At 57.5% G+C, this 13,491-nt stretch carries 7 protein-coding genes; 3 read left to right on the forward strand and 4 right to left on the reverse strand.

Annotated features, from left to right (window positions below):
• Position 1: 1 nt before the first annotated feature.
• From ACFIO0_RS12395 to ACFIO0_RS12410, 4 genes are all read right to left on the reverse strand, one after another.
• Positions 2-1,192 (reverse strand): HlyD family efflux transporter periplasmic adaptor subunit, encoded by a 1,191-nt coding sequence (locus ACFIO0_RS12395; protein WP_390910706.1) that lies wholly within the window; start codon positions 1,190-1,192, stop codon positions 2-4.
• Positions 1,189-3,429, reverse strand: a complete 2,241-nt coding sequence (locus ACFIO0_RS12400; protein WP_390910707.1) for an ATP-binding cassette domain-containing protein — start codon at positions 3,427-3,429, stop codon at positions 1,189-1,191. The genes ACFIO0_RS12395 and ACFIO0_RS12400 overlap by 4 nt, the downstream gene beginning before the upstream one ends.
• Positions 3,429-4,712, reverse strand: coding sequence for a TolC family protein (locus tag ACFIO0_RS12405; RefSeq protein ID WP_390910708.1), 1,284 nt, complete (start codon positions 4,710-4,712; stop codon positions 3,429-3,431). Before ACFIO0_RS12405 ends, ACFIO0_RS12400 begins: the two co-directional genes overlap by 1 nt.
• A gap of 157 nt (positions 4,713-4,869) precedes the next feature.
• Positions 4,870-8,331 (reverse strand): Ig-like domain-containing protein, encoded by a 3,462-nt coding sequence (locus ACFIO0_RS12410; RefSeq protein WP_390910709.1) that lies wholly within the window; start codon positions 8,329-8,331, stop codon positions 4,870-4,872.
• Between the two features lie 253 nt (positions 8,332-8,584).
• Here ACFIO0_RS12410 and ACFIO0_RS12415 point away from each other — a divergent pair, with 253 nt between their 5' ends.
• The 3 genes from ACFIO0_RS12415 (at position 8,585) to ACFIO0_RS12425 (ending at position 13,491) form a co-directional block, all read left to right on the forward strand.
• Positions 8,585-9,685: a DUF4147 domain-containing protein gene (locus ACFIO0_RS12415; protein WP_390910710.1), complete on the forward strand. Its 1,101-nt coding sequence runs from the start codon at positions 8,585-8,587 to the stop codon at positions 9,683-9,685.
• A 67-nt stretch (positions 9,686-9,752) separates the two neighbouring features.
• On the forward strand, positions 9,753-11,783 hold the full coding sequence (locus ACFIO0_RS12420) for a CocE/NonD family hydrolase (protein WP_390910711.1): 2,031 nt from the start codon (positions 9,753-9,755) through the stop codon (positions 11,781-11,783).
• Between the two features lie 121 nt (positions 11,784-11,904).
• Positions 11,905-13,491 (forward strand): ABC transporter substrate-binding protein, encoded by a 1,587-nt coding sequence (locus ACFIO0_RS12425; RefSeq protein WP_390910712.1) that lies wholly within the window; start codon positions 11,905-11,907, stop codon positions 13,489-13,491.

The following is a 13,491-nucleotide window of genomic DNA, read 5'->3' on the forward strand; positions in this document are numbered from 1 at the left end:
GCTATGGTTCGTGGAATGCTTCGCGCGATTTATACAAAGGCTTGAGCAAGTATTGCATGACCGTTTTTGACCCTGTGTGCAGCTCAACTGAGGCCTGCATGCCAGGGCGGATCGCGATGGATGCCTGACGCTGTGTCAGGTTGTCCACGTCCACGCGCAGGGTCACTTTGTAGTGTGGATTGCCGTCCGCATCGCGCGAATTTTCGTCCTTGAACGTATCCGCCGAGATCAATTTGACCTCACCCTTTAGCGTTCCGTAAATCGTGTAGTCATAGGCCGACAGCTTGATTGTGGCCTCTTGGCCGGGGCGCACATTGGCGATGTTTTCAGGGGGCACACGGGCCTCGACAAACAGTTCTTCGTCCAGCGGAATGATCTGCAATATCTCTTCGCCGGGGCGCACGACGCCGCCAATCGTTGTGACGCTTAAATTGTTCACGATGCCCTTCATCGGGGACAGTAAAACCGTGCGGCTTAGCTGGTCCATGCTGCCCTTAAGCGCTTGGCGCAGCGTGCCAATTTCCTTAAGCGTGTCGGAGTAAGATTGCGCGCGATCCAGTTCTGTTTGCGTCATGATTTCGTCCAGAACACTGCGGGCATCGGCATGGGTTTTGCGCACACGGGTCACTTCGATCAGCGACACGATGTTGCGCTCCAACAAGTCCTCAAGCAGGGCGCGTTCTTTTGCCGCTTGATCGAGCACGCGCTGAGCGCCTTCGCGGCGGATCACAAAATCGGATTGACGTGCTTGCAGCAACGCACGTTCAGAAGACACGATGCCGGGTGTGCGGCGCGCGAGTTCTTCGGGCACGGTGAAATCAAACTGACCGGCCAGCTCCGCCTCGAGGCGCAAACGGCGCACGTCAAGCGCTGTGATCTGATCACGCAGATCATCGACGGCGGATTTGAACTGCGTGCCGTGCAGACGCGCCAGCACATCGCCGCTCTCGACGACGTCGCCTTCTTTGACCGACAGTTCGGCCAGAATCCCGCCTTCGAGGTTTTGAATGATTTGCGGACGAGAGGAAGAAATCATCGACCCTTCGGCGCGCACAATTTCATCGACCCACGCAAATGCAGCCCAGAGCAGGAAAACAACAACCGTCGCCAGGCTAAGCCAAATGACCATGCTAGGTCCGCGCAATTGCACGTTCAATTGCGCGTTCAAATTGGTCTGGCTTGCAGCGCTCATGCGACCGATCCTTTCATCGGAACGACGATGCCGGTTTGGCCGAGGTGCGCCAGAACCGCGTCACGTGGGCCGTCGACTGCCATGCGTCCGCCTTGCAACAACAGCGTGCGGTTGGTCAGCGCCAAAATCGGGGCGCGGTGCGTGGCGATGATCGCTGTGCGCCCTTGCATCCAGGTGTCCAGACGCGACACCAAATTGGCCTCCAGCGTTTGATCAAGGGCCGCAGTCGGTTCATCCAGCAGGCAAATCTTGGGGTCTTGTAGCCACAAACGCGCCCACCCGATGGACTGGCGTTGTCCGATCGACAGCCCTTGGCCGCCGTCCAGAATTTCCAGATCCAAGCCCTTGTGGTGGCCTTTGACAAAGGGACCGAGGCCCGCAAATTCCAATGCTTCGTTCAGACGTTTGTCGTCACGTTCCAGCATCGTCAGGTTCAGGTTATCGCGCAAAGTGCCGGAAAACAGACGCACGTCCTGGCCCAGATAGCCGATCAAACGGCGCAAGTCGCGTGGTTCGATCTGGCTCATTTCGGTGCCGTCGATCAGGATACGACCTGTCGTGGGGGCGTACAGACCGCTGAGCAATTTCAGAAACGACGATTTGCCAGAGCCGTTGGACCCAAGGATCGCAACGCGCTGCCCCGGCAAAATCGCGACGCCCGGAATGTCCAGCGTCGGCGCGCCGTCATCTTCGTAGCGGAACGTCATCTCGCGCAGCTCGAAATGCCCATCAAGGGTTTCGCGGCGCAAATACGTGCGGTTTTCGTCCGCGTCCTGTTGCGACATCGCAATCGCATCCAAGCCGTCCAGCGCCGTTTTCACATTGCCCCAGCGCGCCATTGTGCCGGCCAACTGCGTCAGCGGGCCCAATGTGCGCGAGGTCAAAATGCCGACCGCAATGATCGACCCCACCGTGAATTGACCGGCGAAGACGAGGTAAGTCCCGACGATCACGGCAGCTACGTACGTGGCTTGCTGAACACCTTGGCTCCAGAAGGAAAGAACCGAGGCGAGCTTGCGTTGATCTGATGATTTCATCGCGCTTAGCGTGGTCAATTCGGACCACAAGCGCATCACACGGTCTTCGCCGCGTTGAGTTTTGACTGTGTCACGCTCAAAGATCGCTTCGTGCAGCAGGCGCGATGATTTGGCTGATGCCCCTTGGGTTTCGGCCGTCAACTGCATCATTTTCTTTTGCATAAAAAAACCGGGAACAACCATCAGGATGCCGCCCAGAACCAACACCCAAACCACGTTGCCCGCGATGGATGCAACCAACAGCAAGAACACAAAGATGAACGGAATGTCAGCGATTGTGCCGATGGTAGAGGCGGTGAAAAATTCGCGCACTGACCCGAATTCGCGCATCGCAGAAAACGTCATCGACGGGCTTTGCCCCCGCGCATCAGAGCGCATGCCCAACACGCGGCCCATCAGGATCGACAGGACCGACAGTTCGATCTGGCGCCCTGCCCCGTCCATCAAACGGGCACGCGCGATTTTCAAAAACGCTTCCATCAGCAATGCAAGACAGGCCCCTGCAGCCAAGACCCAAAGCGTGGCTTCCGACTGATGCGGGATCACGCGGTCATAGACCTGCAGGGAAAACAGCGCGACAGCAACAGCCAAAAGATTGGCGACAAATGACCCCAAGGCCACTTCCATTAACTGGCGTTTGAATTTGTGAAATTCACCCCAAAACCAATGCGCAGGCGCGGCTTCGGTCTTGTGGGTTTTGGCAACGGTTTGCAGCGGCGCTTCGGCGCGCACCACGAGACCGGCAAAGAACGGTTCGAAATCTGCAATCGGCACATGGGCGCGATTGTCGGTGCAGGTTTTGTCGTAAATAACCAGATCGCCGCGCGATTGACCCAGCACAAGGATCACCTGACCGCTGGTCATGTAGGCCAGCGCGGGCCATTGATCGGCGGTGAAATGCTGCACGGTGCTGACTTGGGTCAAGCACCCGATGGCCTTGAGCCCGTCCGCGATTGCACCTGCCTCAACGGCGTCACTGGCCCCCTCGGAGGTGCCAAGGCTGATCGCGTCAAACGCGTCTGATTGCAGCGCCTCGATCCCCAGAATTCCGGCGTAGGTCACAGCCAATTCAGCGCGCGCCTTGACCCGATCCGCGTGAGTGCTGGTGTTGTTTGCTTTTGGGGCCTGAACCTTTGGCGACGCTGTGATGCGGCCCTGATTGCCGTTGGTGATCGTCAGCGTAAAGGGCTGCTTTGACATTAAATCAGCTCCCCGTCCGCAAGCACTCCTAGGATCCGCGCCATTTCTATGCGCAGGGTTGCGGCCTCGTATTTCAGACTGACTTCGGCCTCTTGGGCGCGGGCAAATGTTTCGTAAACACCCACCACATCCATGACCTGTCGTTGTCCGGCCTTGTATTGTGCTTGAAACAGATCAAGGTTGTTTTTGGCTTGCGCCGTCAACCCGCTGGCCTCGCCCGCTTGACGGGATTTGGCGGCAATCTGGCTTTCTAATTTGCGTAATGCGCGGTTTGAATCCTCAACCGCTTGCGTCACCCGGCGACCAGCGGCCTCAGAGGCGACCTCGATTGCACGCAGACGCGCAGGCGTGCCAAGACCAAGGCTTGCGCCGCCCGCATTCACTGCAATTCCACCGTTTTTCCCGACCGTGCCTTGCAGGTTCACACCCGGCAACTGGCCCGCGCGCTCAACCTTGGCAGCCGCAATATCGCGGGTCTTTTCAGCTTCGGCTTTGGTGACGCCCAAAGGCTGCGCGGAACTGGCGCTGACAGACAAAGCAGTCAGGCCGCGCACGTCATTCAGCGGGTGAATTGACATCGCGTTCAACTCGGCGATGGCGCTGCGTGTGGCTTCGCGGTTTGTGGTATGGCTGGCACGGATTTCGCCCAGCTTTTGACGGATGATGTTCAGATCGGACATGTCCGACACACCACCGCGCACGCGCTCGGACATGATGTATTCGAAATGCGCCATGTCTTCGAGCGTGGTTTCAGACAACGCTGCTTTTTCGCGCCCCTCAGCGGCGGCCAAATACAGGCCCAACGCTGTTGCGGCCCGGTCATTGGTGTCAACGGACAAGGCGACAGCGGCAACTTCGACATCAGCCTTGGCGTATTCGCGTTCGCCCTTTTTGCGGCCATTGTCGAACAACACCTGATCTACAACCAGATTGACGATAACGTCAGATAGGCTGGTCAGGCTGATTGACGGACCAACCGTTGGCAACCAGTTTTTGCTAGCCGCCTCGGCCCGCAAACGTGCTGCGCGCAAATCGGATTCAGCCGAGCGCGCGTTGGCCGCCAAAACCGCGCCTGTCACTTGATCATACGCACTGTCACTTGGCACCGCGGATTTGCGTGCCACAAGACTGTTGATCACCGTACTTTCGGCGTTCAATGCGCTGTCATATTTGGTGGAGGTGCTGGCAAATGCCGTCTGTGTTGGCGTCGGCGTTTCCACCGCAACCCCCACATCCGGTGATTTCAAGCGCGACACAAAACCTGCCCCGCCTGCATCTGTCAAACAGCCGCTTAACCCTATTGATGCTGCGAATAACGCCGCAGCCCGTACGAAACAATGCCCCATGTCCTGCCCTTAACGTAGCCGGTACTTATGTACTTTTATCTTTATCGGGCGCGGTTTGGTTGCCCATCCGCGCCTCGATTTTTGTTCTTCAGCCTTAGCCGATCACGCCTGTATTGACCGTGATGTCATCATCAATCAGCACTGTGCCTGCACCCAGGCTGTAGACGTCGTAGGTTTGACCATCATGCGTGATCGAACCGGTTTGGTTCGCGCCTGTGATCGTCACTTCGTCGTCGCCGCCGCCTTTTACCGTCAGCGTATCGGTGCCATCGGCCAAGCCGACCAGCTGCGCTTCGGTGATCGACAGATGTGCTTCTTCGGCGAACTGTAGATCGACCGTTTCGATCTGGTAGTTGCCCAAGCTGGCGTTCGACATATCGACCCCGGAATTCGCGCTTTCGTCATCGAGCACAACGTAGGTGCCAGATGCGTTGCCCGCACTGTCCGTAGAAGAAACGATCAAATGTGACCCGTCCGGCACTTCGGAGTTGAACGAAAAGTTCGTCTCGCCGATTTGCGGGATGTCGATTTGCGTCGCTGACACTTCGGTGATGGACCCGTCCGCATTCACTTGTGCAATGCTCAGATCATCAGCGCTAAGTTCCGTTGAAATCCCGCGGATGCCGTCGCCGTCACGTGTGTAGGATGCGATGACCGGACCGTCTGGTGCGTCCGTATCGATTGCCAACGTGTCAGAGATCGTCGCCGTGTTGCCCACCGCGTCTGTCGCCATCACTGTGATGTCTGCGTCATAAGACCCTGCCGCAATGGCAGAGGCCGGGATCGCAATGCTCCAGTTGCCGGCAGCATCGACGTTCGCCGCCAATGTTGTGCCTTCAAAGTCAACCATGACGGTTGACCCCGGCTCCACTTGGCCTGACAAGTTGATGCCATCGCTGGCTTCCGCTTGGTTCACGACGTTGTCGCCTTCAACCGCTGCCGAAGACAGGTTCAGTTGGTTGACCAACGTGTCGACCTGAACGGTGCTGGCAACAGAATCGACGTTGCCTGCGGCATCGGTCGCTGTGACGGTGACGTTTGTGGTGTATTCGCCGGTCGGGATTTGGGCGGCGGTAAAGTTCGCAGTCCAGTTGCCGTTGGCATCGACCATCGCGTTAACGCTTTGACCGCCGATGGCCACCACAACGGATGATCCAACTTCGGTGGTGCCTGTGACGACAACCCCGTCTGCTTGCTCGGCGCCGCTGATGACGTTGTCACCTTCGATCGTGTCGGCACTAACGGACAGGTTATCGACGGTCGTGTCGACGTTAACGCTGTCGGTGACAGTGCGTACGTTGCCTGCCGCATCCGTGGTTGTTGCTGTGATATCAGCAACATAGGTGCCCGGTGCGATTTCGCTGGCGGCAAAGTTTGCCTGCCAAACACCGTTCGGGTTGGTCACGACAGAATGTGTCACGCCGCCCATCGTCACCTGAACAATCGCGCCTGCGTCGGACGTACCGGACAGCACAACTCCGTCTGATGCTTCAACTGCGTTGATCACATCGTCGGTTTCAATCGGGTTGCTGCTGATGGTCAAGGACCCTGCTTCGGTGTCGACATTAACCGTCTGGGTGATGGTTGATGTGTTGCCCGCTGCGTCCGTTGCCGTGGCAACCATGTCTGTCGAATAGGTGCCCGGTGCCAATTGGCTCGCGCTGTATGTCGCGGTCCAGCTGCCGTCGGCATTGACCATCGCGACTTGCGTCACGCCGCCCAGAACAACTGAAACGGTCGACCCTGCTTCGGCGTTGCCTGTCACGATCAGACCTGATTGTGCCTCGGTTGCGTTGATCACGCCGTCCGCGCCGCCGGATGTGGATGTGTAGCCGAACGTGTTCACAAATGTGTCGACCTGGATCGTGCCAGTGGATGTAGACACGTTGCCGTTGGCGTCTGTAGCAACGGCCGTGACGGTCGCCTCATATTCGCCGGTTGCAATGGCGGAAGGTGGGAAATCTACGCTCCAGTTGCCATTTGCATCGACTGTCGCCGCCAATGTTGTTGACCCAAAGGTCACGTCAACCGTTGATCCTGCCTGCGCGGTGCCTGTCAGTGTCACGCCTGCTGCTTGCTCGGCACCGTTGATGGTACCGTCGCCTGCAACTGTGCTTGTTGAAACGGAGACTTCGCTGATTGTGTCAACGTGGATCGTGCCAGTTGTTGTGGCCGAATTGCCGTTGGCGTCTGTCGCCACAGCGGTAACCGTCGCGTCGTATTCGCCCGTTGCGATGGCAGAGGATGGGAAAACCACGCTCCAGCCACCTTCGGAATTCACCACCGCAGGAAGCGTTGTAGACCCAAAGGTCACGTCAACGGTTGAGCCCGGTTGCGCGGTGCCTGTCAACGTCACGCCTGCGGCTTGCTCGGCCGCGTTGATCGTGCCGTCGCCTGCTGCGGTGTTCGTTTCGATGGTCACTTCGCTGATCGTGTCGATCACAATCGTCGCTGTGGTTGTTGACGCGTTGCCAATGGCATCGGTCGCGACAATCGTCATTTCAGAGGTGTATTCACCCGCTGCAAACGTGCCCGCAGGCCATGTCACTGTCCAGTTACCGTCTTCGCCGATGGTTGTGGTTTGCGTGTGCTCGCCCACGGTCACAACCAAAGTTGCGCCAGCTTCGCCTGTGCCGGAAATCACCGCACCGCCATCCAGCTCTTCGCCGTTGAAGACGTCGCCAGTGGCTTGGATGCCGCCCGTGATTTCGATTTCAGGTGCTGTCGTGTCGATTGTCCAGACCGGACCGTCCAGCGGCGTGTTGCCGCCCGTCAGGTGGTCAACAACAACGATGGTTTCCCATTCGCCGTCGGATGGCAGGTTTTCACCGTCCAGAACCACGCCCCACGTGCCATCGTCGCCAATGATCGTGTCACCGGTTTGATCGCCAACTGTGACCGTGACCGTATCGCCGGGCTCGCCCGTGCCTGTCACTTCGACGCTGTAGGGTTGCTCTTGGCCACCAACAACAGGTGTGCCGTCGGCATCGTCAACTGTCGGAACTGCAGGGGCTGTGGATCCGCCACCACCTCCGCCGCCGCCGCCGCCGCCGGAACCAATCACAACCGCACCAACACCCGCAGCAGCTGCCGCAGTGCCAAGGCCACCGCCGCCCAAAAGCGCAAGTGGTGCCAACATGGACACTTCGTCATCAACCGGAAGGGCTGCAATGTCCGTGCGGCCCAAATAAATCAAATCGTCAGACGGGCTCCATTTGCCCCATTGCTCGGTCGGACCGAACTGTGCGTACAAGCCGCCATCTGTCGTTTCCACAAACGCAACCTCGTTAAGGTAGCCATCAGCAGAGATGAACAAGCGGTTCGCGCCGCCATCATCATTAAAGTAGTTTTCGATCACGATGATCCGGCCATCAGCCAAGACAATGTTCAAGGCATCGCCATTGCGTGCGTGGGTCTGCATATCGACCTGACGCAAGTTCAAAGAGATTTCTTGATCAGATCCTGCCTGAATTGTGGTCGTCTGATCCCCAGCTGGGATGACTCCACGTTGCAATGCGCCCGATTCATCACGGACGACGAAATCAATCGCCTTCATAACACCACCACTTTTACCTCGGACATTCGTTCAATGCGAACGCCCATTTGTTTTTACCCTACAGGAGCGCCTTTTGACGTCATCCTATCGTTGCTCTGTGCGACATTGATAACCGAACACCGAATCAAGGGCTAGTCTATTTTTTTGGCGAAACCACAATTTCGTCAACGATTGGGTAGATATAGCGGTCGTTTTACATGTAAAACGCGACTGGAACTTGCACAACTGACGTGAAAAGTGCAGTCCTTCTGGCATGACACATCAAGCAGATTTGGCCGCTCTTTGGTGGCAAGGCGTGCGCGCCGTGCAGGGCAAGCCTGCGGTTATTATGGCGATTGAAGCCCATCGCGTTTCCAAGCCAGATCAGATTTTGGCCGTCGGAAAGGCCGCCGCATCAATGGCCGCTGCCGCGTATGAAGTGTTTGGGCCGGTGCCGACCCAAATTGTGACAAAATACCATCACATTGACGATGTCCCGCCCCATGCAAGCCTGATCGAGGCGTCGCATCCGGTCCCTGACGCCGCCAGCTTGCACGCAGGCAAAGCGTTGCGTGACACGGTTCAGGCCTGCAAATCCGATGCGCATCTGTTGATGTTGGTGTCAGGTGGCGCGTCGTCCCTGGCCGAGGATTTGCCTGCAGGAATGACCCTTGCCGACTTGGCCCAGCGCACCGAAACTATGCTGGCTTCTGGTGCTGACATCCATGCGATGAACACTCAGCGCCGTGAGATTTCGCAGATCAAAGGCGGCAAGCTGCTGGCCCGTTTTGGTGGCATCCGTGTGACCAGTTTGGCGATTTCAGACGTCGAGGGTGACGCACTTGGCGTCATCGGGTCCGGTATTGGCGATGCACCGCTGGATGCCAATTTTGCGTTCGACGCCCATATCGTTGCCAACAACCACTTTGCGCGCATGGCCGTTGCGGCGGCCAGCGAACTGCCCGTCCTCACCAACGCAGAAACGCTGTATGACAATGTCGAAACCCTTGCCCCGCGCATCGCAACCCAGCTGTTGAATGGCGAAAAAGGACTGCACGTATTAGGCGGTGAACCCACCGTGGTTTTGCCAAAAAACCCCGGCAAGGGCGGGCGCAATATGGCATTGGCGCTGCTGCTGGCCGGGGAAATCGCTGGCTCTGACGGTTTGCGTATTTTGGTCGCCGGCACTGATGGAACCGATGGTCCAACGGATGCAGCGGGCGCATTGATCGACGGCAACACTTGGGATGACAGCGCACAGGACGCTATTGATCGCGCAGATGCGGCCCCTTGGTTGGACGCACGCGGCGCGTTGTTCCGCTCTGGTCCGACAGGCACAAACGTCATGGATTTGTTGATCGCAGAACGCTTTTGATCGGGTAAGGTGTGCGTGTCGCACACCACCGCTTGACAGAATCTGCGCAGCCCCCGAACGTCGCCAAATGAATACCCCAAAAAACGCATTGCGCGAGATCACCGAAGACGCCGACTACGCCGTCACCCTGTCAGATGGCACACGCCTTTCAGCCCGCGTCTGGAAACCCGCAGATGCAGGCGACGATCCGGTCCCGGCCATCCTCGAATTCCTGCCCTACCGCAAACGCGACGGCACCTGTGCACGCGACGCCCTCACGCATCCGTATTTTGCCAAACGCGGCTACGCCTGCCTGCGTGTCGATATGCGCGGCAATGGCGACAGTCACGGCTTGATGGAAGACGAATATTCCCAACAAGAACTGGATGACGCAGTCGAGGTCATCAACCACTTTGCCGCCCAAGACTGGTGCAACGGCAGCGTCGGCATGATGGGCATCAGCTGGGGTGGTTTCAATTCACTGCAAGTCGCCGCGATGACGCCCCCTGCTCTCAAGGCGATCATCACGCTGTGCTCTACCGTCGACCGCTTTGCCGACGACATTCACTACAAAGGGGGCTGCCTGTTAAACGAAAATCTCGGCTGGGGGGCGACGATGTGGTCCTATTCATCCCGCGCACCCGACCCTGCCCTGCGTCCTGATTGGCGCGAGATGTGGATGGATCGCTTGGAAAACGAACCTTTCTTGCCGTCCAAATGGCTGCGCCACCAAACCCGCGATGACTATTGGAAACACGGATCGGTCTGCGAAAGCTACGACAAGATCAAAGCCAAGGTGCTGGCAGTTGGCGGCTGGGGGGACGCGTATAAAAACGCGGTGCCGCAGATCGTTGACAACATTCCCGGGGCCAAGGGCATTGTTGGTCCTTGGGTCCACAAGTACCCGCATTTTGCCGTGCCCGAACCGCGCATCGGGTTCCTGCAAGAGGCCCTGCGCTGGTGGGACAAATGGTTAAAAGGCATTGAAACCGGTGTTGAAGACGACCCCGATTACCGCGCCTACATCATGGACGGCGTGCGCCCGCAAACGTGGTACACGGATCGCATCGGGCATTGGGTCGGGATGGAAACCGGCACAACAGATCGACCGCCCTCTGAGGATAAAACATGGCACCACTGGCATTTTGAAGCCGATAAACTGCAACACACGCCACAGAATTCAAAAGGCGACCTCTTGGTAGACACGCCTATTTCCTCGCCTCAGGACTGTGGTGCAGATGCGGGCGAATACTGCGCGATTTGGCTGGGTCCCGAAATGCCCGGTGATCAGCGCCGCGATGACAGCAAAGGCGGGACGTGGACGTCCGAACCGCTGGATGCACCGCTTGAAATTCTGGGTGCGGCGCAGGTTGGTCTTGCCTTTCAAATGGACGAACCGCGCGGACAGTTGGCAGTGCGCCTGAACCACGTTCACCCCGATGGCGCGAAAACGCGGATCACCTATGGTGTGCTCAATCTGGAAAACGCGGGCGCGGATCAAGTTTATGCCGACCCGGACACCCCCGCGCCCAAGAATTTTAGGGTGAACATCAAACTGGACCACATCGGCTACACCGTGCCTGCGGGTCATCGCATCTGTATTTCCGTGTCCACTGCCTATTGGCCGCTGATCTGGCCTGCCGCGCAAAAATTTCCACTAACGATCACTGGCGGTATCCTTGCCGCACCTTTGCCGATCCCTGCCAAAGGCGTCACCCCCTTTGCCCCGCCCGAGGCCGAAGCCCCTTGGCAAACCGAAACCATCCGCGAGGGGGCAAACAGCCGCAAACAGGAAACCGATTTGAACACCGGTTTTGTGCATTTGCGAATCGTTGATGATTTTGGAAAGATAAGAGATCTGGACCACGGGCTGATCAACGGATCGATTGCGCGGGAAACCTGGAGCATCCATCCAGATGACCCGCTGTCTGCGCGCGGGGCGTGTCATTGGTCCGACGAAATCGAGCGTGACGATATCCGCCTGCGCACCGAAACCCGTTGTGAAATGTGGTCGGACGTCGAAAACTTCTATCTCAGCGCGAAACTCGAGGCCTATGAAAACGACGCGTTGATCTATGAAAGAGAGATCACAGATCAGATTGCACGCAACGGCATCTGACACATCAATGTCATTAAAGGGGTATTAACCCTTGCGAGGCTGCGACAAATGCGCAAACTTGATCCATCAATCAAGAAAAACGCGGCCAAAACCGCCAAAAATAACCAACTGGGAGACCACCATGAGTACTGAACTCAAATTTCTAACATCCAAAGTGACCGCTGGCACGATGACGCGCCGCGAGTTCATGGGCAAAGCTGCAGCCTTGGGCGTCACCGCCGCTGTTGCGTCTACAATGCTGGCCGATGCGGCCCGCGCGGCCGGACCTGTCAAAGGCGGCACATTCAAAATGGGCGTTTCCGGTGGCGAGTCCACAAACTCTCAGGACCCCGCATCTTGGGCCTCTGATGCACCTCTGGCTGGTGGTTTTGTTTGGGGCGAGACACTGGCATACGCAGGTCCGACCGGCCTAGAGCCACGGGTTGCCGAAAGCTGGGAAGGCTCTGCCGACGCCAAAACGTGGCGTTTCAAACTGCGCCAAGGCATCACATTCTCCAACGGTGCGGCCGTAACAGCCGAAGACATTCTGGCGACGATGCAGCGTCACTCGAATGAAGATTCAAAATCCGGTGCTTTGGGCATCATGAACGGCATCGAATCGATGCGCGTTGATGGCGACGTCTTTGAACTGACGCTGGCAATCGGCAACGCCGACCTTCCATACCTGATGGCCGACTACCACTTGATCATCCAGCCAAACGGTGGCTTTGACGATCCGATCGCCGCCATTGGTACCGGTCTTTACACGCTTGAGTCCGACGAGCCGGGCGTACGCATGACGTTCAAAAAGAACCCGAACCACTGGGCCGCTGATGAAATGGGGCACTATGACGCCGTTGAATTGATCGTTTTGAACGACGCCACTGCGCGCACTGCGGCACTGCAATCGGGTCAGGTCGATTCGATCAACCGCGTTGAACCAAAGATCGCTAAACTGCTGGGTCGTTCGCCTAAAATCGACGTTAAAACCACATCCGGTCGCGGCCACTATGTGTTCATCGCTCACGTTGACACAGCCCCGTTTGACAACAACGAACTGCGCCTTGCCCTCAAGCACGCCATGAACCGTCAGGAAATGGTCGACAAAATCTTGCAAGGCTTTGGTTCTGTCGGGAACGATATTCCGATCAACGAAGCCTACCCGTTGTTCGACGAAACCATCCCACAGCGTTCCTTCGATCTGGAAAAAGCCGCCGCACACTACAAAGCGTCCGGCCATGATGGTTCACCGATCATTCTGCGCACAGCAGATGGTGCATTCCCGGGTGCGGTCGATGCCGCAGCCTTGTTCCAACAGACGTGCCAAGCCGCCGGTATCCCGCTCGAAATCAAGCGTGAGCCAAACGACGGTTACTGGTCCGAAGTGTGGAACGTGCAGCCGTATTGCGCATCCTACTGGGGCGGTCGTCCGGTCCAGGACCAGATGTATTCCACAGCGTATCTGTCCACAGCCGACTGGAACGACACGCGCTGGAAGCGTCCGGAGTTTGACGCGATGCTGCTTGAGGCCCGCGCCGAGTTGGACGAGACCAAACGCAAAGAGATCTATTCCAAAATGGGTCGCATGTTGAACGAAGAAGGCGGCGTCATGGTGCCAATGTTCAACGACTTTGTGGATGCGATTTCTACCGAAGTTCAAGGCTGGGAAACCAACCCGTCAGGTCCACAAATGTACTGGACTGCCTTTGCCAAAACATGGAAAGCGTAA

The organism is Pseudosulfitobacter sp. SM2401, assembly GCF_042932805.1.
GTDB lineage: Bacteria > Pseudomonadota > Alphaproteobacteria > Rhodobacterales > Rhodobacteraceae > Ascidiaceihabitans.